19 protein-coding genes are annotated in these 20437 nt (G+C 64.3%); 12 read left to right on the plus strand and 7 right to left on the minus strand.

Annotated features, from left to right (window positions below; translation table 11 throughout):
• Positions 1 to 9: 9 nt before the first annotated feature.
• Both C1A35_RS03315 and C1A35_RS03320 read left to right on the plus strand, forming a co-directional pair.
• Complete coding sequence (locus C1A35_RS03315; RefSeq protein ID WP_104662948.1) at positions 10 to 840, plus strand: NAD(P)H-binding protein; 831 nt, start codon at positions 10 to 12, stop codon at positions 838 to 840.
• The gene (locus tag C1A35_RS03320; protein WP_104662949.1) at positions 837 to 1316 is read left to right on the plus strand and encodes an anthrone oxygenase family protein; all 480 of its coding nucleotides are present in this window, start codon (positions 837 to 839) and stop codon (positions 1314 to 1316) included. The genes C1A35_RS03315 and C1A35_RS03320 overlap by 4 nt, the downstream gene beginning before the upstream one ends.
• Before the next feature lie 68 nt (positions 1317 to 1384).
• Here the strand turns inward: C1A35_RS03320 and C1A35_RS03325 are convergent, their stop codons facing one another.
• The 3 genes from C1A35_RS03325 to C1A35_RS03335 are packed head-to-tail and all read right to left on the minus strand — an operon-like array spanning position 1385 to position 3176.
• The gene (locus C1A35_RS03325; RefSeq protein ID WP_104662950.1) at positions 1385 to 1951 is read right to left on the minus strand and encodes an SRPBCC family protein; all 567 of its coding nucleotides are present in this window, start codon (positions 1949 to 1951) and stop codon (positions 1385 to 1387) included.
• Positions 1948 to 2310, minus strand: a complete 363-nt coding sequence (locus C1A35_RS03330) for an ArsR/SmtB family transcription factor (protein WP_104662951.1) — start codon at positions 2308 to 2310, stop codon at positions 1948 to 1950. Before C1A35_RS03330 ends, C1A35_RS03325 begins: the two co-directional genes overlap by 4 nt.
• A 32-nt stretch (positions 2311 to 2342) precedes the next feature.
• Entirely contained in the window at positions 2343 to 3176 is an 834-nt protein-coding gene (locus C1A35_RS03335; RefSeq protein WP_104662952.1) for a crotonase/enoyl-CoA hydratase family protein, read from the minus strand.
• A gap of 83 nt (positions 3177 to 3259) precedes the next feature.
• Here C1A35_RS03335 and C1A35_RS03340 point away from each other — a divergent pair, with 83 nt between their 5' ends.
• Complete coding sequence (locus C1A35_RS03340) at positions 3260 to 3880, plus strand: TetR/AcrR family transcriptional regulator (protein ID WP_104662953.1); 621 nt, start codon at positions 3260 to 3262, stop codon at positions 3878 to 3880.
• Between the two features lie 113 nt (positions 3881 to 3993).
• A complete protein-coding gene (locus C1A35_RS03345; RefSeq protein ID WP_104662954.1) occupies positions 3994 to 4344 on the plus strand; it encodes a VOC family protein in 351 nt (116 codons plus the stop codon).
• 153 nt (positions 4345 to 4497) lie between these two features.
• Here the strand turns inward: C1A35_RS03345 and C1A35_RS03350 are convergent, their stop codons facing one another.
• On the minus strand, positions 4498 to 5781 hold the full coding sequence (locus C1A35_RS03350; protein ID WP_104662955.1) for a cystathionine gamma-synthase family protein: 1284 nt from the start codon (positions 5779 to 5781) through the stop codon (positions 4498 to 4500).
• A gap of 126 nt (positions 5782 to 5907) precedes the next feature.
• On the opposite strand from C1A35_RS03350, the gene C1A35_RS03355 reads away from it, so the two are divergent.
• From C1A35_RS03355 to C1A35_RS03365, 3 genes are all read left to right on the plus strand, one after another.
• A complete protein-coding gene (locus C1A35_RS03355) occupies positions 5908 to 6366 on the plus strand; it encodes an Lrp/AsnC family transcriptional regulator (RefSeq protein ID WP_034792047.1) in 459 nt (152 codons plus the stop codon).
• A 138-nt stretch (positions 6367 to 6504) separates the two neighbouring features.
• Complete coding sequence (locus C1A35_RS03360; RefSeq protein WP_104662956.1) at positions 6505 to 7794, plus strand: mechanosensitive ion channel family protein; 1290 nt, start codon at positions 6505 to 6507, stop codon at positions 7792 to 7794.
• A 145-nt stretch (positions 7795 to 7939) separates the two neighbouring features.
• Entirely contained in the window at positions 7940 to 9625 is a 1686-nt protein-coding gene (locus C1A35_RS03365; RefSeq protein WP_104662957.1) for an alpha/beta hydrolase, read from the plus strand.
• Here the strand turns inward: C1A35_RS03365 and C1A35_RS03370 are convergent.
• Positions 9619 to 10491, minus strand: a complete 873-nt coding sequence (locus C1A35_RS03370) for a LysR family transcriptional regulator (RefSeq protein WP_104662958.1) — start codon at positions 10489 to 10491, stop codon at positions 9619 to 9621. The genes C1A35_RS03365 and C1A35_RS03370 overlap by 7 nt on opposite strands.
• Positions 10492 to 10615: 124 nt before the next feature.
• Between C1A35_RS03370 and C1A35_RS03375 the strand changes: the two genes are divergently transcribed.
• The 4 genes from C1A35_RS03375 to C1A35_RS03390 all read left to right on the plus strand — a co-directional run bounded on the left by C1A35_RS03375 (position 10616) and on the right by C1A35_RS03390 (position 18629).
• Positions 10616 to 13063, plus strand: a complete 2448-nt coding sequence (locus C1A35_RS03375; protein ID WP_104662959.1) for a GcvT family protein — start codon at positions 10616 to 10618, stop codon at positions 13061 to 13063.
• A complete protein-coding gene (locus tag C1A35_RS03380) occupies positions 13060 to 15507 on the plus strand; it encodes a GcvT family protein (protein ID WP_104662960.1) in 2448 nt (815 codons plus the stop codon). The genes C1A35_RS03375 and C1A35_RS03380 overlap by 4 nt, the downstream gene beginning before the upstream one ends.
• Positions 15508 to 15572: 65 nt before the next feature.
• The gene (locus C1A35_RS03385; RefSeq protein WP_199772849.1) at positions 15573 to 17117 is read left to right on the plus strand and encodes a trimethylamine methyltransferase family protein; all 1545 of its coding nucleotides are present in this window, start codon (positions 15573 to 15575) and stop codon (positions 17115 to 17117) included.
• Positions 17118 to 17399: 282 nt separating this feature from the next.
• Entirely contained in the window at positions 17400 to 18629 is a 1230-nt protein-coding gene (locus tag C1A35_RS03390; RefSeq protein ID WP_104663416.1) for an aromatic ring-hydroxylating oxygenase subunit alpha, read from the plus strand.
• Between the two features lie 37 nt (positions 18630 to 18666).
• Here the strand turns inward: C1A35_RS03390 and C1A35_RS03395 are convergent, their stop codons facing one another.
• A complete protein-coding gene (locus tag C1A35_RS03395) occupies positions 18667 to 19110 on the minus strand; it encodes an Lrp/AsnC family transcriptional regulator (RefSeq protein WP_234822722.1) in 444 nt (147 codons plus the stop codon).
• Positions 19111 to 19223: 113 nt separating this feature from the next.
• On the opposite strand from C1A35_RS03395, the gene C1A35_RS03400 reads away from it, so the two are divergent.
• Positions 19224 to 19808: a cysteine hydrolase family protein gene (locus C1A35_RS03400; RefSeq protein ID WP_104662962.1), complete on the plus strand. Its 585-nt coding sequence runs from the start codon at positions 19224 to 19226 to the stop codon at positions 19806 to 19808.
• Positions 19809 to 19866: 58 nt separating this feature from the next.
• On the opposite strand, the gene C1A35_RS03405 is transcribed toward C1A35_RS03400, so the two are convergent.
• Positions 19867 to 20391, minus strand: a complete 525-nt coding sequence (locus C1A35_RS03405; protein WP_104662963.1) for a hypothetical protein — start codon at positions 20389 to 20391, stop codon at positions 19867 to 19869.
• Positions 20392 to 20437 lie beyond the last annotated feature (46 nt).

The following is a 20437-nucleotide window of genomic DNA, read 5'->3' on the forward strand; positions in this document are numbered from 1 at the left end:
GAGGTAACGATGTCTCAGAAAGTCACACTGGTTTTGGGCGGTACCGGCAAGACGGGGCGGCGGGTGGCCGAGCGCCTTCAGGAGCGAGGCGTTGCGGTGCGCATCGGCGCCCGTTCGGTGTCGCCTTCCTTCGATTGGACGGACGAGGCGACCTGGGCGCCCGTTCTTGAAAATGTCGATCGTATCTATGTCTGCTACCAGCCCGATCTGGCGGTGCCGGGTTCTGTCGATGTCATCAGCAGGTTCTCGAGCCTTGCCGTGGGCGCCGGCATCAAGCGGCTGGTGCTTCTGTCGGGGCGCGGCGAGGACGAGGCGGAAGCGGCCGAGCGCGCGCTTATGGCGTCGGGCGCCGACTGGACGATCATTCGGGGCAGCTGGTTCTTCGAAAACTTCGACGAAGGCTTCCTTGCCGAGGGTGTCGTGGCCGGTTCGGTCTTCCTGCCGGTGGATGCCGTCACCGAGCCGTTCGTCAGCTGCGACGACATTGCCGACGTGGCGGTTGAAGCCCTTCTGAACGACGGCCATGTCGGCAAGATCTATTCGCTGACGGGATCGCGGCTGATGACCTTTGCCGACGCCGTGGCCGAGATCGCTGCGGCGGCCAACCGTCCGATCTCCTATCAGGCCATTCCGGTTGCCGACTTTGCGGCGCAGCTCAAGGCCGACGGCGTGCCGGATGACTATGTCGAACTCATCCGCTATCTCTTCTCCTCGGTGCTCGACGGACGCAATTCCAGTCTGACGTCCGATGTCGAGCGCGTGCTTGGGCGGCCTCCGCGCGACTTTGCGGATTATGCCCGGGAAACCGCAGCAACCGGTGTCTGGAGTCTTGCCGCATGATCCCGTTTATCCCCACCCTGGCGTTTGCCGCCGCGATCGGTTCCGGCCTGATGGCCGGGCTGTTCTTCATCTTCTCGGTCTGCATCATGCAGGCCCTGTCGCGGCTGCCGCCGGAGCAGGGGATCGCCGCGATGAATGCGATCAATGTCGTGATCCAGAACCCGATCTTCCTCAGCGCCTTCATGGGCACGGCGCTGCTTGGTCTGGCGCTCATTGTCGGCGCCTTCGTCTCGGGCGGCGAGGGCCGGTGGTGGCTTGCTGCCGGCGGCATCGCCTATGTCGTCGGCGTGCTGCTGGTGACCATTGTCTTCAACGTGCCGATGAACGATGCGCTTGCCGCCGCAGCCCCCGGTCAGGCGGCGACCGATCTCTGGCGTGAGCGCTATCTGACCGATTGGGTCTGGTGGAACCACGTGCGCACCGTCGCATCGATCGGTGCGCTCGCGTTCTTCATTCTCGGTTTCGCCCGCGCCTGACGAAAGCGCCGGCAAGTCGATCCTTGCCGGCGCCTGCACGCGTCTTGACCTTCAAGCCCATCTCGCCATCAAGGCTTCGGAATACGCGCGTCATATTGCGCTTCAAGGTCGGCGAACTTGCTCCAGAAGGCTGCCGGCTTTTCGCCTTCGAGCAGAGAACGCAATATGTCGAGGTGCACGTGCCAGCCGGCGGAGAAGCTGGTCATGATGGCGCGGTCGGCGATGCGCTTATGGGTGACGACGAGCAGGACCTTGTCGCCGCGGGGACTGAGCTCGAAGCGGACCTCCGAGGGTGTGCCGGTCTCCTCGTTCCAGGTATAGGCGAGGAGCCGTGGCGGTTCCCAGGCGAGCACGTGACCGTAATTGCGGACCTCGCCGGCGTGCTCGGCATATTTCTGCGGCGGTGGATCGTCGTCCGTCGTCAGGTCCGAATGGCGAAAGACGTGCTCGACCTCGGCCCCTTCCTTCGATCCGATCGTTCCGGACGCCATCCAGAGCCGGCGCTTGCTTTCCTCGGTCAGATAGGACCAGATCCGCTCGATCGGGCCGGGCAGCAGGCGCTCGATGCGCACCGCATCCGGTGCGATGACGCGGCCATAGTCGGCGCTGGCAAAGGCTGTGGCATGCGTTGTCATGGCTTTTCCTCCGGATCACTTTGGATAGTGGCGTCTTCGGCGAGAAGCAGCGCCTCGAGTGCGTCGATGCGGGTCCGCCAGAAGGCTTCGTAGTGGCGCATCCACTCCATGCCTGCATGCATCGGCGCGGCATCGAGCCGGCACACATGCGTGCGACCTTTCACTTCGCGGCGCACCAGACCTGCTCCTTCCAGCACCTTGATGTGCTTCGATGCCGCGGCCAGCGAGATCGAGAACGGCGCCGCAAGCTCGCCCACCAGTCTTTCGCCCCGCGAAAGGTCCTGGAGCATGGCGCGTCGCGTCGGGTCCGAAAGCGCATGAAACACGGCATCGAGATGTGCGTTCTGATATTCAACCATGTTGTTGAATATCTCTCCGATTGCCACAATTGTCAACCTTTTGGTTGAATGATTTGGTCGAAACGCGAGAAGGCGAGACCGGGGCGGTCGTCGTGGATGCGTCGCCCCTTCCAGGCGGCGAGGGCATCGGAGAGATCGTCGGTCGGCACCATCTGCGCGAACTGCTCGCTTTCGACGAGCAGCCCCTCCGCGATCGACATGTTGAGGCCGCGTGTGACGGCGGTGATGATGGCGCGCATGGCGAGGGGTGAATGGGCCATGATACGCCTCGCGAGATCGCAAGCGGCTGGCAACAGGTCGTCATGGGGGACGACGGCATTGACCAGTCCCATCTCCAGCGCGCGATCGGCCAAGAAATCCTCGCCCGTCAGCAAGAGTTCGAGCGCGCGCTTGCGGCCGGCAAGCCGCGGCAGGCGCTGCGTGCCGCCGAAGGTTGGTGGCATGCCGAGCTTGATCTCCGGCTTGGCAAAGCGCGCCCGGTCGCTGGCGACAGCGAGATGCACCGCTTCGGTGATCTCGCAGCCACCGCCATAGGCGAGGCCGTTGACGGCGGCGATGACAGGCTTGGGAAAGGCCTCCAGCCGCGCTGTCAGCCTCTGGCCGCGGCGGACGAAGTCACGTACCGCCGGGTTCACGCCCTTCGCCACGCTTTCCGAAAACTCATGGATGTCGCCGCCGGCGGAAAAGGCACGGTCGCCGGCGCCGGTGACGATCACCGCGCCGACGGCGTCGTTCACTTCGATCTGGTCGAGAAGGCTCATGAGCCGATCGATCAGCTCGTAGCTCAGCGCGTTGAGTTTCTCTGGGCGGTTGAGAGTGAGGAGGGCGATGCCCTCGGAAATCTGCATCAGCACGGTGTTGGACATGGTTGCTCTCCGGCAGGTGTTGACGAGGAGAGGTTAGGTGAGGGAAGATGTCATGTATATTCACTAGTCGGTATACATGAGAGATGGCGAAAGCTCAGAAATCGACCCGGGACCTGATCGTCGCAGCGGCGGAAAAGCTGTTCTATGCCGAGGGCATCCGCGCCGTCAGCGTCGATGCGGTGGCGGAAGCGGCGGGCGTGACCAAACGCACGCTCTACTATCATTTCGACAGCAAGGACGAGCTGATCGCCGCTTATCTCGAAGGCCGCGACCAGCCCAATCTGAAACTCTTCCGCAAGTGGTTCGAGGCGGGCGACGGGGATGTTGCCGACAAGGTCGAGGCGATCTTCGTCAACCTGGCGCGGACGGCGCGCCACCCGAAGTGGAAGGGCTGCGGTTTCCTGCGCACCTCGGCCGAGCTCGCCAACATGCCGGGCCACCCGGCGATCCGCATCGGTGCTGCCCACAAGAAGAAGTTCGAGGCGTGGATGGCAGAGACGCTCGCCGAAGCGGGTGCGGTGGAGCCCGCCGTGCTTGCCAAACAGATCCTGTTGCTGCTCGACGGCAGTTTCGCGGTGGTACTGCTGCAGCGGGATGCAGGCTATATGGACGTGGCGGGCAGGGCGGCGGCGACGCTGGTGCGGTTGGCGCTGGTTGGCGCAAACGCGAAGACGTCATCGGAGCGTGTGTCGGCCTCAACGTGAAGTAATGCGATTTCCGCTTTCAACCGGCTGTCGTTGGCGGGTATTGCTATCAGCCGAACAACTGGGGAGCGTCGACGCGGCCGTATTGCGGCGCTCAAGAGGAGAGCAATTCCATGACCGTCAAGCGTATCGTCTCAAACCTCTACGCCTCTGACCCGCAGGCAGCCCGCGCCTTCTACGGTGACCTTCTGGAACTGGACGTGGTGATGGACCACGGCTGGATCCTGACCTTTGCCGCCGAGGGCAAGGCCGCGATGCCGCAACTGAGCATCGCCAGCGAGGGCGGCAACGATACGCCCGTGCCGACGCTTTCGATCGAAGTGGACGACGTCGACCGGACCTATCAGCGGGCCAAGGCCGCGGGCGCCGAGATCATCTACGACATCACCAACGAAGCCTGGGGCGTGCGCCGTTTCTACATGCGCGACCCGTTCGGCAATATCGTCAACATCCTGGCGCACTGAGCAATTCCAGGAAAAGTGCGCAGCGGTTTTCCGTCCGGAGTTGCGCCAGCCAAGCGAGCCAATTCCAGGAAAAGTGCGCAGCGGTTTTCCGTCCGGAGTTGCGCCATCTGAAATCAGCGAAGGGGCCGCCGGCGGGACCGGCGGCCTCTTGCATCAGGCGAGCGACAGCGCGTTTGAAAGATCGGCCACGAGGTCGTCCGGATGCTCGATGCCGATCGACAGGCGGATGGTCGATTCCAGCACGCCGATGCGGTGGCGCACCTCGATCGGCACGCCGGAATGGGTCATCGCCGCCGGGTGGCTGGCAAGCGATTCCGTGCCGCCGAGGCTGACGGCGAGCTTGAAGATCTGCAACGCATTGAGGAAGCGGAAGGCCGCCTCCTGGCCGCCCGCGATGTCGAAGGAGAAGGTCGAGCCGGCGCCGGTGCATTGCGCCTTGAAGGTCCGGCCGACGGGCGTGTCCTCGCCGTGGAAGGGCAGGTAGTGGATGCGCTCGACCTTCGGGTGCTCGCGCAGGAATTCGGCGACGATACGGGCATTGTCGTCGGCCTTCTGCATGCGCACCGACAGCGTTTCCAGCGAACGGCCGAGCATCCAGCAGGAATGCGGGTCGAGCTGGGTGCCGATCGCGCCGCGCAGCGCCTTCACCTGCTTCATCACCGCCTTGGAGCCAAGCGCCGCGCCGGCAATCAGGTCGGAATGGCCGCCGACATATTTGGTCAGCGAATAGAGCGAGATGTCGGCGCCGTGTTCGATCGGCCGCTGGAACACCGGACCGAGCAGGGTGTTGTCGCAGGCAACAATCGGCGTATGACCCTGTTTCCGGCCGATCTGATCGGCGACGCGGCGGATCATGGCGACATCGACGAGGCTGTTGGTCGGGTTTGCCGGCGTTTCGATCAGGATCACCGAGACGCGGCCCTTGGCCATCGCCTCTTCCGCGGCGGCGCTGACAGCGGCCTCGTTCACGCCATCGGCAAAGCCGACGGCCGCAACGCCGAGATTGAGGAAGGTGCGGGCAAGCAGCGTCTCGGTGCCGCCATAGAGCGGCTGGCTGTGCAGCACCGCGTCGCCCGGCTTGACGAAGGCGAGCAGCGTCGTGGCGATCGCCGACATGCCCGACGAGAACAGCGCGCAGCTTTCGGTGCGCTCGTAGACGGCGAGGCGGTCCTCGACGATCTCGCTGTTTGGATGGTTGAAGCGCGAATAGACGAGGCCGGCGCCCACACCTGCCGGCGGTTCCTTCCGGCCGGAGACGAAGTCGAAGAAGTCGCGGCCCTCTTCGGCCGAGCGGAAGACGAAGGTGGAGGTCAGAAAGACCGGTGGTTTGACCGCGCCCTCCGACAGTTCCGGATCGTAGCCATAGTTCAGCATCTGCGTTTCGGGATGCAGCTTGTGGTTTCCGATGTGGGTCTTGGAAGGATGCGGTGCGGTCATGGCTTGTCTCCTCAAGCGAAGCGGACTCGACTGACAGGCAAATTATATCAGATGCTTGGGCCGATCCTTGCTATTTCCGGCCGGATCGCCTTGAGTTGAGCAAGGATTTGGCTGAGTTGGAAAGATATGGCGCAGAAAATTGCCGACGAGACGGATCGCAGGATTTTGAAGGAGCTGGTGGCGGATGCCCGGCTTACCAACAACGAGCTTGCCGAGCGCGTGGGGCTCTCGGCGTCGCCCTGCCTGCGCCGGCTGCGGCGGCTGGAGGAAACCGGCGTCATCCGCGGCTATACGGCCTTGGTCGACCCGGCGGTCGACGGCTGGACGATGACGGCGATTGCGACCGTGACGCTCAGCCGCCAGCACGAGGATGAGATCGTCATGTTCGAGGAGGCGGTGCGCGGCTGGGACGAGGTGCTCGAATGCCACCTGGTGACCGGCTCGCGCGATTATGTGCTGAAGGTGATGAGCGCCGGCCTCGATCAGTATGAACGCTTCATCAAGGAAAAGATTGCAAGGCTCAAATGCGTCGCCTCGATCGAAACGAGCTTCGTCATGAACACCATCAAGGAGCGGCGGGTCTAGTACCAACCTCCTTCATAAGTCTATGAAGACGTTCGATAATCTTCGATCCGTCTTTGAATGTGCCGAGGATGCCCTAGATTCGCAGGATTAGGGCGTCCCAAACGCTCGGCGGACGCCTTGATCTCTCGGAGAGAGACGATGGATTTCGCAGCAACTTTCGATGACGTCGCTTCGCGCTTGCAGAGCGTTCTTCTCAACGAGTGGACCTATTATCAGCTCGCCATCATCGTTGCCGGCTACCTGATCTGTGGTGTGCTGGCCAAGCGGATAGAGCCGCGGGTGGAGGCTCGCGCCCGCCTGATCAAGGGCAATCCGGATCTCTTGCGGGTCATCATCGCGTTCATGCGGCGGCTGCGATGGCTGTTTCTGATCGTCTGGCTCTGGATCGCCGACGGCATGATCCTGCGCTTCGGCTGGCCGTCCTATCGCTGGCTGGTCGCGACCGCACTGACGCTGACGGCGGCGTGGTTCGTCATCTCGGTGCTCACGCGCATCATCCGCAATCAGATGCTCGCGCGCGTCACCGCCGTCGTCGGCTGGATCTATTTTGCCCTCTATGCGGTGGGGCTCGACCGGGTGATCCTGACGACACTCGATGGCGTTGCCATCAATCTCGGCGCGGTTCGCCTGTCGCTGCTGCTGGTCCTGAAAGCCATCGTGCTTTCCTCGGCGCTGATCTGGCTTGCCGTTCTGATCGGCAATGTCTCGTCGCACTGGATCCAGCGGTCGTCGGATCTGACACCCTCCTTCAAGGTGCTGATCAGCAAACTGGTCAAGATCGCGCTGATCGGCCTTGCCGGCGCGATCGCGCTTGCGGCGACCGGCATCGATCTTACCGCGCTCACGGTCTTTTCCGGCGCGGTCGGCGTCGGTATCGGTTTTGGTCTGCAGAAGGTGGTCTCCAACTTCATCTCCGGCATCATCATCCTGCTCGACAAGTCGATCAAGCCGGGCGACACGATCACGCTCGGCGATACCTTCGGCTCCGTGCGCGACCTGCGTTCCCGCTTCGTCTCGGTCATCACCAGGGACGGCAAGGAATATCTCATCCCGAACGAGGACTTCATTTCGCAACAGGTGGTCAACTGGTCGTTTTCGAGCGACTTCGTCCGCATCGAGGTCGATTTCGGAACCTCCTACGACAGCGACCCACACGAGGTCACGCGCCTCGCCATCGCGACCGCCACGTCGCTTCCGCGGGTGGCGAGCAGCTACGCGCAGCCGGTGTGCTGGATGACGGGTTTCGGCGCCTCTTCGCTCGATTTCAAGCTGCGGTTCTGGATTTCCGATCCGGGCAACGGGCTGACGAACATTCGCGGCCAGGTGCTCGTCGCCCTTTGGGACGCCTTCAAGGCGGCGGGTATCTCGATCCCGTTCCCGCACCGCGAAATCATCATGAAGACGCCGGTCGAGGTCACCCGGGCCTAGCGCCGAAGTGCCCGCCGACGGCCCTATCGGGGCGTCTTGCAGTTGCGGCGATTGACTGCGCACGTCGGGGAGGCGACATTGCCGCCGTCGGATCGGCCTGCGGCCGTTCCGGTGACCGTGCCAGCATCAGTGGGGACCCGACGCCATGGACCATCTTCAACAGACGCTGCTGTCGAGGTTGCCGGTGCCGCGGTTTCTCTCTGGCCTGCTCGCATCGTTTTCGACCACGGGCCTGATCGTCGGCGTCTTCTTCTTCGCCATGTCGCTGACGCCGAGCCTGATCCCGCGGCCCTATGTGGTGCAGGCGGTGATTTCGGGCCTGTCGCTTTCCGCGGGCTATGCGATCGGCGTGCTGTTGCGCTGGGTCTGGTCGCTGCTCGACCTGCCGGAGATCCGCGGCCGCACCGGTTTCATCGTGAAGGTGGTGGCGGCGGTTGGCTGCATCGCGGTTGCGCTCACCTTCCTCTGGCGCACCGCCTACTGGCAGAACACGGTGCGTGAGATCATGGGGCTCGACCCGGTCGAAAGCGCCGAGCCGTTCAAGCTCGGGCTGATCGCGGCGCTCGTGTTCGTCGCCATCGTGCTTATCGCGCGCCTCTTCCGGCTGACCTTCCGCTTTCTTTCCCGGCGCTTCGAGCATGTGCTGACGCGCCCGCTGGCGAAGGTCGCAGCCGTCGTCGCGGCTATCGCGCTGTTCTGGTCCGCCGTTGACGGCGTCATCTTCCGCTATGCCCTGCATGCGGCCGACAGCTCGTTCCAGCGGCTGGACGCGCTGATCGACCCGGATGTCGCACCGCCGACCGATCCCTTGAAGACCGGCAGCAGCGCGTCGCTGATGGCCTGGGACGAACTCGGCCGTCAGGGGCGCCAGTTCATCGCATCCGGACCGGCAGCGAAGGACATCGGCGGCTTCTTCGGCGGAGAGGCGAAGGAGCCCTTGCGCGTCTATGCCGGCCTCAATTCGGCCGAGACGGCGAAGGAGCGGGCGAAGCTGGCGCTGGAAGAGCTGAAGCGTGTCGGTGGTTTCGAGCGCACGAACCTCCTGATCGTCGTGCCGACCGGCACCGGCTGGATCGATCCGCCGGGTCTCGATTCGCTCGAATATCTGTTGAAGGGCGATGTCGCCAGCGTGGCGGTACAGTATTCCTACCTGACGAGCTGGCTGTCGCTGCTGGTCGAGCCGGAATATGGCGCGGAGACGGCTGATGCCCTCTTCGACGCTGTCTACGGCTACTGGACGACCTTGCCCAGGGACAAGCGGCCCAGGCTCTATCTCTACGGCCTCAGCCTTGGCTCGATGAACTCGCAAGGCTCGGTCGATCCCTTCGACATCATCAGCGATCCGTTCCAGGGCGCGCTCTGGGTCGGCTCGCCGTTCCCGACCAGGACCTGGCTGCAGATCACCGGCAACCGCAATCCGGGCTCGCCGGAATGGCGGCCGCTTTATCGCGACGGTTCGGTCATCCGCTTCACCAACCAGGAGAACGCGCTCAACATTCCGGGTGCCAAGTGGGGCAATGTCCGCATCGTCTACCTGCAGTATGCCAGCGACCCGATCACCTTTTTCGACCCCCATTCCTTCTACCGCGAGCCGGACTGGATGAAGGCGCCGCGCGGGGCCGACGTCTCGCCGGCGCTCCGCTGGTTCCCGGTTGTCACCATGTTCCAGTTGCTCGCCGACATGGCGCTGGCGACGACGTCGCCGATCGGCTACGGCCATGTCTATGCGCCGGAGCACTATATCGACGCCTGGATGCAGGTGGTGGCGCCGCCCGGCGTGACCGAGGCGGATGCCGAGCGGCTGAAGACGATGCTCAAGGGCCGCTACTGAGTTTCTCCCGGCACGGGCAATGTGGCGAGCAACGCTCCCATGGCGGCAATGATCTTGCGGTGCTGGTGCGCATGGCGGGTGCGAAGGCTGGTGGCGGCATAGACGGTTTGCGGGATCACCGGCGCATCCTGTACGCGCTGCGCAGATCCGTGCGCCGACAGCCGCTCGGCCGTCGCCGCGGTCACATAGGCGGCACCGCCGAGCACCGCGAGCAGCCGGGTGATCGCCATGTTCTGGCCGGCCGAAAGCAGGGCCGCCGAGAGGTGCGGCAAGGCCAGCCGGTGGGCGCGGTCGAAGGTCGGCGAATAGCTCGAGCGGACATAGCTCTCCGAGCGCACTTCGGCCAGTTCCCGCGCCTCGGTGCTCACCATCACGTAATGCAGATCGCCGATCCGTTCATAATAGAGATCGGGCAGGTAGTGGGGGGTGTAGAGGATCGCCAGATCCAGGTCGCCGGCGCCGAGGTCGCGGTTCATCTGGTTGGAGTAATCGGCCTCCATGTAGACCTCGGTTGCGGGCAGGTCCTGCCTGATGGCCGCCATCCATTCGCCGGCGAAAGCCTCTGCCAGATCATGCTGGATGCCAAGCCGCATCGAGCGCTCCAGCGCACCGGCGCTTGTGACCGCACGCGTTGCCTCATGCCATTGGTTCTGCAGCGCTTTTGCGTAATCGAGGAAGCGTAGGCCGGCGGCCGTCGGCACCGTGCCGCCCTTGTTGCGGGTGAAGAGCTTGCGGTTGAACTGCGCTTCCAGCGCCTTCACCCGGTGCGAGACGGTCGACTGGGTGATGTTCAGCCGCTCGGCGGTGCGGTTGAAGGAGCGGCTTTCCATCAGGTCGAGGAAGGTTTCGATCAGTTCCACCTGCATGCCGTGCGCTCCCGCTTCGATAGGTTCAATCTAATCGAATTCATCGATCAATAAAGCCTGTTTCCGTCGCTTGATGGCGCCCCGCTTCCCCGGCAAGAATTCCGCCAAAACGAGGGAACAGTTGATGTCGAATTTGCCGTCGCACGCACGCGTCGTGATCATCGGCGGGGGAGCGATTGGCGCTTCCTCGCTCTACCATTTGGCCAAGGCCGGCTGGACCGATTGCGTGCTTCTGGAAAAGAACGAGCTGACGGCGGGCTCGACCTGGCATGCGGCCGGCAACGTGCCGACCTTTTCGTCCTCCTGGTCGATCATGAACATGCAGCGCTATTCGGCGTCGCTCTATCGCGATCTCGGCGCGCTCGTCGATTACCCGATGAATTATCACGTCACCGGCTCGATCCGACTCGGCCACTCCAAGGAGCGGCTGCAGGAGTTCAAGCGCGTCGTCGGCATGGGCCGCTACCAGGGCATGGATCTCGATATCCTGTCGCCCGACGAGATGCGCGTCCGCTACCCGTTCCTCGAAACGCACGAGCTGACCGGTGCGCTTTACGATCCCTATGACGGCGACATCGACCCGGCGCAGCTGACGCAGGCGCTCGCCAAGGGCGCGCGCGACATGGGCGCGAAGATTATCCGCTTCTGTCCCGTGACCGGGGCGCGACGGGAAAACGACGAATGGGTGATCTCGACGCCTCAGGGCGAGATCCGCTGCGAACACGTCGTCAACGCCGCCGGCTACTATGCCCGCGAGGTCGGCAAGATGTTCGGCCGCGACGTGCCGATGATGGTGATGAGCCATCAGTATATCCTGTTCGACGAAATCCCGGAGCTGGCCGCCTGGTCGAAGGAGGCCGGCCACAAGCTGCCGCTTCTGCGTGATGTCGACAGCTCCTACTATCTCCGCCAGGAGAAGAACGGCATGAACCTCGGGCCCTACGAGCGCAACTGTCGCGCCCATTGGGTGACGCTCGACGACCCGATGCCGGAAGACTTCTCCTTCCAGCTCTTCCCCGACGACCTCGACCGGCTGGAATGGTACCTGAACGATGCGGTCGAGCGCGTGCCGATCCTTGGAACCGCCGGGCTGTCGCGCATCATCAACGGCCCGATCCCCTATGCGCCCGACGGCAACCCGCTGATCGGCCCGATGCCCGGCGTTCCCAACGCATTCGAGGCCTGCGTCTTCACCTTCGGCATCTGCCAGGCAGGCGGTGCCGGCAAGGTGCTCGCCGAATGGATCACCGAGGGCCAGACCGAGTGGGACATGTGGTCCTGCGACCCGCGGCGCTACACCGACTACACCGACCAGGATTATTGCATCGCCAAGGGCATGGAGATCTACGGCCACGAATATGCGATGCACTTCCCCAAGCATTACTGGCCGGCCGGCCGAGACCGAAAGCTGTCGCCGATCCACGACCGGATCGCCGCTCTGGGCGCCCAGTTCAAGCCCTATAACGGCTGGGAGCGCGCCATGTGGTACGCCAAACCCGGCGACGACACGTCCGAAGAGGCGACGCAGACCTGGGGCCGCGAGGGTCCGTGGGCGGAACGCATCAAGGAGGAGTGTCTGGCCGTGCGCGATGCCGCCGGCATTCTCGACCTGCCGGGCTTCTCGCGCTTCCGGGTAAAGGGCGAAGGGGCGACCGAATGGCTGTCCGGTCTCATCACCGGGCGCGTGCCGAAGCCCGGCCGTATCGGCCTTGCCTATTTCGCCGACGACAAGGGCCGCATCGTCACCGAGATGTCGGTGATGATGATCGACGAGGATTTCTTCTTCCTGATCACCGCCGCCACCGCGCAGTGGCATGATCTTGAATGGCTGCGCAAGCATATGCCTGACAACGCCGCCTTCACCATCGACGACGTGACCAAATCCTTCTCCTGCCAGATCCTCACCGGCCCGAAGTCGCGCGCGATCCTCGCGGAGGTCAGCGAGGCTGATCTGACCAAGGGCTGGCTCACGCACCAGACGGCGCAGATCGCCGGGCGTTACTGCCAGCTCGTGCGCGTCTCCTTCGCCGGCGAACTCGGCTGGGAGATCCACACCAAGGTGGACGATACGGCCGTCATCTTCGACGCCGTCTGGGCGGCCGGACAGAAACATGGCCTCAAACCCTTCGGCATGGAGGCGCTCGACAGCCTGCGCATCGAGAAGGGCTACCGCGCCTGGAAGGGCGATCTTTCAACCGACTACACCATCTTGCAGGGCGGGCTTGAACGTTTCGTCGACTGGGGCAAGCCGGGCTTCAAGGGCAAGGCGGCGCTGGAGCGCGAGAAGCAGCAGGGCGTTTCCAAGCGCTTCGTGACGCTGACGGTCGCCGCTGACGGCTGCGACGCGCCCTACATGTCGACGCTCTGGTCCGACGGTCAGGTGGTCGGCGAAACGACCTCGGGCAACTGGGGCTACCGCGTCGGCAAGTCGATCGCGCTCGGCATGCTCAGGGCCGATCTTGCCGTGCCCGGCAAGGAGATCGAGGTCGAGATCTTCGGCGACCGCTTCAAGGCGACGGTCGAGGCGGACCAGCCGCTCTGGGATCCCTCCAATGAAAGACTGCGCGCATGACGAAGCCCATTCCCTCGAAAGCCCGTGCGGTCATCATCGGCGGCGGCGTGTCCGGCTGTTCGGTCGCCTATCACCTGGCCAAGCTCGGCTGGACCGACGTGGTGCTCTTGGAGCGCAAGCAGCTGACCTCGGGCACCACCTGGCATGCGGCCGGTCTCATCGGCCAACTGCGCGCCTCGCAGAACATGACGCGGCTCGCGAAATATTCGGCCGACCTCTACGTCAAGCTCGAAGCCGAAACCGGCATTTCCACCGGCATGCGCCAGAATGGCTCGATCACCGTGGCGCTGACGGAGGAGCGCAAGGAGGAGATCTACCGCCAGGCCTCGCTGGCGCGCGCCTTCAAGGTCGACGTGCGCGAAATCACGCCTGATGAGGTGAAGGCGATGTATCCGCACCTCAACACCTCGGATGTGAAGGCGGCTGTGCATCTTCCGCTCGACGGCCAGTGCGACCCGGCCAACATCGCCATGGCGCTTGCCAAGGGTGCGCGCCAGAACGGCGCCACGATCATCGAGGGCGTCAAGGTGACGTCCGTGTTGAAAAAGGACGGCCGGGTGAGAGGCGTCACCTGCGAGCAGAACGGCGAGACCTACACGATCGAGACCGACCATGTCGTCAACTGCGCCGGCATGTGGGGCAGGGAGTTCGCCCGGCAATCGGGCGTCACCGTGCCGCTGCACGCCTGCGAGCATTTCTACATCGTCACCGAGGCGATCCCGGAGCTGAAGCGCCTGCCGGTCCTGCGCGTGCCGGATGAATGCACCTACTACAAGGAAGATGCCGGCAAGATGCTGATCGGCGCCTTCGAGCTCAAGGCCAAGCCCTGGGGCATGGAGGGCATCCGCGAGGATTTCTGCTTCGACCAGCTGCCCGACGATTTCGATCACTTCGCGCCGATCCTCGAAATGGCCGTCAACCGCATGCCGATGCTGGAAACGGCCGGCATCCACACCTTTTTCAACGGCCCGGAGAGCTTCACGCCCGACGACCGCTATTATCTCGGCGAAGCGCCTGAGGTGAAGGGCTACTGGGTTGCGGCCGGCTACAACTCGATCGGCATCGTTTCGTCCGGCGGCGCGGGCATGGCGCTCGCCCAATGGATGAACGACGGCGAGCCGCCCTTCGATCTCTGGGAGGTGGATATCCGCCGGGCGCAGCCGTTCCAGAAGAACCGCGCCTACCTGAAAGACCGCGTCTCGGAAACACTCGGCCTGCTCTATGCGGATCATTTCCCCTATCGCCAGATGGCGACGGCCCGCGGTGTGCGCCGTTCGCCGCTGCATGAGCATCTGAAAGCCCGCGGCGCCGTCTTCGGCGAAGTCGCTGGCTGGGAGCGCGCTAACTGGTTTGCGAGGGAAGGCCAGGAGCGCGAATATCGCTATTCCTGGAAGCGGCAGAACTGGTTCGAGAACCAGAGGGACGAGCATCTGGCGGTCCGAAACGGCGTCGGACTGTTCGACATGACCTCCTTCGGCAAGATCCGGGTGGAGGGGCGCGATGCGCTCTCCTTCCTGCAGCGGCTCTGCGCCAACGAGATGAATGTCGAGCCCGGCCGCATCGTCTATACCCAGATGCTGAATGCCCGCGGCGGCATCGAGAGCGACCTGACGGTGACGCGCCTCTCGGAAACCGCCTTCCTGCTGGTCGTGCCGGGCGCGACGCTGCAGCGCGATCTTGCCTGGTTGCGCAAGCACCTCACCGACGAGTTCGTCGTCATCACCGATGTCGGCGCCGGTGAAAGCGTGCTTTGCGTCATGGGGCCGAAGGCCCGCGAGCTGATGCAGAAGGTGAGCCCCAACGATTTTTCCAATGCCGCCCATCCCTTCGGCACGGCGCGCGAGATCGAGGTCGGCATGGGCCTCGCCCGCGCCCACCGCGTCACCTATGTCGGCGAACTCGGCTGGGAACTCTATGTCCCGACCGACCAGACGGCGCATGTGTTTGAGGCACTGGAGGCGGCGGGCGAGGGGCTTGGCCTCAAGCTCTGCGGCATCCATACGCTCGACAGCTGCCGCATCGAGAAGGCCTTCCGCCATTTCGGCCACGACATCACCGACGAGGACCACGTGCTCGAAGCCGGGCTCGGCTTCGCGGTGAAGGCCGACAAGGGCGATTTCATCGGTCGCGAGGCGGTGCTTGCCAAGCACAACCGCGGCCTGTCGCGCCGGCTGGTGCAGTTCCGGCTAACCGATCCGGAGCCGCTGCTCTTCCACAACGAGGCGATCGTGCGCGACGGCAGGATCGTCGGCACGATCACGTCAGGCAATTACGGCCACCACCTCGGCGGCGCGATCGGCCTCGGTTACGTGCCGTCGGAAGGCGAGAGCGCTGACGACGTGCTCGGCTCGCGCTTCGAGATCGAGATCGCCGGAACGCGGGTGAAAGCCGAGGCGTCGCTGAAGCCGATGTACGACCCGCGGGCGGAGCGGGTGCGGATGTAGGGCGTGAATTTTGTGGCTGCCCCTCACCGCGCGGATGAGGGGCAACGCCCCATTGGGAGATGATGATGGCTGACGATTGCGCAGTTGCGGCTTCGAGACGATCCGGCGGGCGGGCGGCGCGGGTGGCGTTGCGCGCAGCACCGCTGGCGGAAAACATCCGGCCGGTGCGACCGGGGCTTTCCGGCGGGCAGTACAAGCCGCTGACAGATGCCGGGGTGCGGCGCATCCACGAGGCGGCACTCGATGCGCTGGAGCAGATCGGCCTTGCCAATGCGCCGAAGTCGGGCGTCGAGATCATGACCGGCGCCGGGGCCATTCTTGGCGATGACGGACGCATCCGTTTTCCCCGGGCGCTGGTCGAGGACATGCTTGCGATCGCCGCGCGCGACATCACGCTTCATGCCCGCGATCCGAAGCAGGACCTCGAGCTCTCCGGCACCCGCGTCTATTACGGCACGGCCGGTGCGGCGGTGCACATCGTCGACGTCGAGAAGCGTGAATATCGCGAATCGACCGCCAAGGACCTCTTGAACGCTGCGCAGCTCGTGCACCATCTCGACAATGTGCATTTCTTCCAGCGCGCCATGGTCTGTCGCGACGTCGCCGACAATTTTCTGATGGACGTCAACACGCTCTATGCCTGCTGCGCCGGCACGACCAAACATGTCGGAACCAGCTTTTCCGATCCCTCGCATGTCGACGGCTGCTTCGATCTCATCCACATGATCGCCGGTGGCGAGGACAAGTGGCGGACGCGGCCCTTCGTTTCCAACTCGAACTGCTTCGTCGTGCCGCCGATGAAGTTTGCCGAGGAAAGCTGCATCACCATGGAGAAGTGCATCCGCGCCGGGATGCCGATCCTGCTGCTGTCGGCGGGGCAGGCCGGGGCGACGGCGCCGGCGCCGCTTGCAACCGCGATCGTGCAGGCGGTTGCCGAATGTTTGGCGGGCGTCGTCTATGTCAACGCCATGGCGCCCGGGCACCCGGCGGTCTTCGGCACCTGGCCCTTCGTCTCGGATCTTCGTACCGGGGCGATGTCCGGCGGCTCCGGCGAACAGGCGCTTTTGACGGCTGGCTGCGCGCAGATGCACCAGTTCTACCGCCTGCCGGGCGGGGCGGCCGCAGGCATTGCAGACGCCAAGCTGCCGGACATGCAGGCCGGCTGGGAGCAGGCGATTTCCAACGTCATGGCCGGGCTCTCGGGTCTCAACATGGTCTATGAAGCCGTCGGCATGCATGCCTCGCTGCTCGGCTTCTGCCTGGAATCGCTGGTGCTCGGCGACGACCTCCTGGGGCAGGTGCAGCGCTGCATCCGCGGCATCGACGTGACGGAGGATTCCGTCTCGCTCGACACCATGCGCTCGGTCTGCCTCGATGGCCCCGGCCACTATCTCGGTCATCCGCAGACGCTGGGGCTGATGCAGACGGAGTACATCTATCCGGCGGTCGCCGACCGCACGAGCCCGAAGGAATGGGTCGAGATCGGCCGTCCGGACCTGGTGGCCAAGGCGATCGAGAAGAAGAACCGCATTCTCGCCGAAGCGGCGCCCTCTGTGATCGCGCCTGAGATCGACAGGGCGATCCGGGAGAAGTTCCAGATCTTCTGCTGAGTTTCCTCCGCCTGGGTTGCAGGCGGAGGCAGCGGGCGGCCGGGTCCGGTCGCTCGTCCTCTAAAGATTGCAAGGAAATGCTGCGGGCTGCGGTGTCAGCCGGAGACCGCGGGTGGTGGTGTGTGCCCGGGGATGGCGGCATCTGCCCCTCATCCGACCGCCGGTCACCTTCTCCCCGTTTAGACGGGGAGAAGGTGACGCGTGGCGATCGCAGTGCCTCAGAACGAAATACACGCGCGCCGGAACGCGGTTCTTCCGGTTCTGTTTTTGGAGTTCAGCCCCATGCTCGTTTCGGAGCTCAAGACTACGACCGTCACCGGCGACCGGATCGATCAGCTGGTCGCCGCGCACCGCCCCGGCCATGGGCTTGCCCGCGCCTTCTATCTCGATCCGGAGATCTATGAACGCGATCTGGAGCGGGTCTTTCGCCGTCACTGGCACTGCGTGGCGCACGAAAGTGCGATCCCGAACGCCAATGATTTCGAGGTCTTTCGCATGGCGTCCGAGCAGGTGATCGTCACGCGCACGGCAAGCGGCGAAATCCATGCGATGCTCAATGTCTGCCGCCATCGCGGGGCTGAGGTCTGCACCAAGGACAAGGGCAATGCCCGTGCCTTCGTCTGCCCCTATCATGCGTGGACCTATGGCAATGACGGGGCGCTCAAGGCAGCACGGCTGATGCCGAAGGATTTCAGGCGCGAGGATCACGGGCTGAAGAAGCTGCATGTGCGCGTGGTTGAAGGCCTGATCTTCATCTCCTTCGCCGATGTCCCTCTCGACTTCTCCGATGTCGAACATCTGCTGCACGCGACCTGCGGCCAATATGGCTGGGGCTCGGCGAAGATCGCCCATCGCCAGACCTATCCGGTCGAGGCCAACTGGAAGCTCGCGGTCGAGAACTATGTCGAGTGCTATCATTGCGGCCCGGCGCATCCGGAGTATTCGCAGACGCACGCGCTGGAGCAGCCGCTGCACATGATCGAGGAACTGAACGCCCGGATGGAGGCGCGTACCTGCGAACTCGGCATCGAGGTCGGCTCCGGCAATCACTGGCAGACTTCGGCCGGAGGCAAGGAGGCGGTGCATGCCTTCCGCTATCCGCTCTATGACGGCGCCAAGACCGGCAGCAAGGACGGGCAGGCGCTGAGCACGCTGATGGGGCGCTTTTCCGATTTCGACGGCGGCGTCACCTCCATCCATCTCGGCGGCACCACATTCCTCGTCTGCTATCCCGACCACGGCATGATCTATCGTTTCATTCCGAAGACCGCCGAGACCTCGGAGATGGAACTGATCTGGCTGGTCGACGCCAAGGGAGAGGAGGGGCGGGACTACGAACTCGACCGGCTGACGTGGCTGTGGAACGTGACGACCGAGGAAGACAAGGCGATCATCGAACACACGTCGCGCGGCGTGCGCTCGCACTATTTCGTGCCGGGCCCGATCGCGCCGATGGAGCATAACGAGCTGCGCTACATCCACTGGTATCTCGACGAAATCAGCCGGCCCTGACCGGTTCCGGTGGGCGGCACGCGATGGACTGGTCGCGTCAGTCCCGCCGGTCGAAATGCGTGCGCAGCGCCACATGCGTCTGTACGGTGGCGACGTCGGGGATGATCGAGATCTGGCGGCGGATCGTATCAAGGTCGCCGTTGGAGGCGCATTCGACCAGCACCATCAGGTCGGTGGCGCCGGCGAGCGACCAGCAGGTGACGATGGGCGGCATGGCCGAGAGGTGCGGAACGATATGGTCGCAGTTCTTGCCGGGCTGGAAGGTGATGGCGATCAGCGACTTGACGGTCGGGCTCTCCTCGGCGACACCCAGACGAATGGTGTAGCCGGCAATCACGCCCTTTGCTTCCAGCCGTCTGAGGCGATCATGGGCGGCACTGCGCGAAAGCCCGCTGTGGCGGGCGAGCGCCACCAGGCTCTGGCGCGAATCCTGCCGCAGCGCCGCCAGCAGCAGGCGATCCTTTTCATCGATTTCCGTCAAAACGTCGCCTCCATCCTGCCAAATCCGGACATTCGTCCGGTCAGGCGTCATCATGTCCAGTGAAACCGGACGATAGGCGAGCTAGCGTCTTTTCGCAACGAAGGAGCCTTGCCATGACCAGACTGACTGTTCCCGATAACGCCGTGCTGCTGCCGATCGACATGCAGCAGGCCTTTGATCACGCGCCGTGGCCACGCCGCTGGAATGATGCCGTCGACCGGAAGGGTCTTGCGCTCCTTGCCGCCTGGCGGGCCAGCGGCCGGCCGGTCATTCACGTGCGCCACGACAGCGTCATGCCCGGCTCGACACTATCGCTTGGCGCGCCCGGCAACAGCTTCCGGCCCGGCTTCGGGCCAGTGGGCGATGAAGCGCTTGTTACCAAGGGAGTCAACGCCGCCTTTATCGGCACCGATCTCGACCTGCGTCTGCGCCGCCTCGGCGTCGACACGGTTGTTGCCTTCGGCATTTCGACGGACATGTGCGTGTCGACCTCGGTGCGGGTCGGCGCCAATCTCGGCTACCGCATGATCCTCGTCGAGGATGCCTGCGACTGCTTCGACCAGCCGGATGGCGAGGGTGAAGTGATTTCCGCGCGCGAGATCCACCGCGCCCATGTGGCCACCTTGCGGGCGGAATTCGCCGACGTGACGACGACGGCCGCGCTCGTCGAAGCGCTGCAGCGCCCGGCGGCCGCTTGACGATCGGGCGCGGGCAGGTGGGTGCTACCGCTCACCTGCTTCCGTCCCGCGCCTGTTGTCACCGGTTGGCGCCGCGAACTTCCCGGATCTCGGTTGTCCATTTCGGCGCCGTCAGGCTTTCGCCCTCGCGGTTGGGGAAGGTGAGGAAGGTTTCGAACGACCGGCTCTGTCCTGCCGGCACGCGCGCAAGGATCAGCGCGGTGTCGTTGCCGATCGTCTCGCAATTGCCGTCAGGGCAGTTTTCCAGCGTGACCGCCAGACGGAAATACTCAAGCAGCTGCGAGCCCTTGTTCGTCACCGTGCCGCGCAGCCGGAAGCTCCGCTCCGGCTGGCTCTGCTCGAAGGTGAGGCCGTCCAGGGCGACATCGGCGGCGGTGAGGCCGGCGGGCTGCGTCGTCGGAGCCGGTTCGGGTGCTGCGGGCGTGCGGCCGTCGCGGTCGGCAAACCAGATGATGAAGGCGACGAGCAGGCCGAGCGCCACGGCAACGGAAAGGATCGGTTCGGCCCATTGGCGAAAGCGGCTGAAACGTGCTGCCAGGTACACGACCACAAGGCCCAACGGTAACGCGATCAACCACAGCATCAAGATCCTCCTCACCCCGCATCATTCCTTGAATCGGATCCGACGC

This window comes from Ensifer adhaerens (genome assembly GCF_002940685.1).
Lineage (GTDB): Bacteria > Pseudomonadota > Alphaproteobacteria > Rhizobiales > Rhizobiaceae > Ensifer > Ensifer adhaerens_E.

Excerpts from the sequence above, each read along its gene's own strand:
- C1A35_RS03315 (WP_104662948.1), top strand. The coding sequence starts at position 10 with ATGTCTCAGAAAGTCACACTGGTTTTGGGCGGTACCGGCAAGACGGGG.
- C1A35_RS03320 (WP_104662949.1), top strand. The coding sequence starts at position 837 with ATGATCCCGTTTATCCCCACCCTGGCGTTTGCCGCCGCGATCGGTTCC.
- C1A35_RS03325 (WP_104662950.1), bottom strand. The coding sequence starts at position 1,951 with ATGACAACGCATGCCACAGCCTTTGCCAGCGCCGACTATGGCCGCGTC.
- C1A35_RS03330 (WP_104662951.1), bottom strand. The coding sequence starts at position 2,310 with ATGGTTGAATATCAGAACGCACATCTCGATGCCGTGTTTCATGCGCTT.
- C1A35_RS03335 (WP_104662952.1), bottom strand. The coding sequence starts at position 3,176 with ATGTCCAACACCGTGCTGATGCAGATTTCCGAGGGCATCGCCCTCCTC.
- C1A35_RS03340 (WP_104662953.1), top strand. The coding sequence starts at position 3,260 with ATGGCGAAAGCTCAGAAATCGACCCGGGACCTGATCGTCGCAGCGGCG.
- C1A35_RS03345 (WP_104662954.1), top strand. The coding sequence starts at position 3,994 with ATGACCGTCAAGCGTATCGTCTCAAACCTCTACGCCTCTGACCCGCAG.
- C1A35_RS03350 (WP_104662955.1), bottom strand. The coding sequence starts at position 5,781 with ATGACCGCACCGCATCCTTCCAAGACCCACATCGGAAACCACAAGCTG.
- C1A35_RS03355 (WP_034792047.1), top strand. The coding sequence starts at position 5,908 with ATGGCGCAGAAAATTGCCGACGAGACGGATCGCAGGATTTTGAAGGAG.
- C1A35_RS03360 (WP_104662956.1), top strand. The coding sequence starts at position 6,505 with ATGGATTTCGCAGCAACTTTCGATGACGTCGCTTCGCGCTTGCAGAGC.
- C1A35_RS03365 (WP_104662957.1), top strand. The coding sequence starts at position 7,940 with ATGGACCATCTTCAACAGACGCTGCTGTCGAGGTTGCCGGTGCCGCGG.
- C1A35_RS03370 (WP_104662958.1), bottom strand. The coding sequence starts at position 10,491 with ATGCAGGTGGAACTGATCGAAACCTTCCTCGACCTGATGGAAAGCCGC.
- C1A35_RS03375 (WP_104662959.1), top strand. The coding sequence starts at position 10,616 with ATGTCGAATTTGCCGTCGCACGCACGCGTCGTGATCATCGGCGGGGGA.
- C1A35_RS03380 (WP_104662960.1), top strand. The coding sequence starts at position 13,060 with ATGACGAAGCCCATTCCCTCGAAAGCCCGTGCGGTCATCATCGGCGGC.
- C1A35_RS03385 (WP_199772849.1), top strand. The coding sequence starts at position 15,573 with ATGGCTGACGATTGCGCAGTTGCGGCTTCGAGACGATCCGGCGGGCGG.
- C1A35_RS03390 (WP_104663416.1), top strand. The coding sequence starts at position 17,400 with ATGCTCGTTTCGGAGCTCAAGACTACGACCGTCACCGGCGACCGGATC.
- C1A35_RS03400 (WP_104662962.1), top strand. The coding sequence starts at position 19,224 with ATGACCAGACTGACTGTTCCCGATAACGCCGTGCTGCTGCCGATCGAC.
- C1A35_RS03405 (WP_104662963.1), bottom strand. The coding sequence starts at position 20,391 with ATGCTGTGGTTGATCGCGTTACCGTTGGGCCTTGTGGTCGTGTACCTG.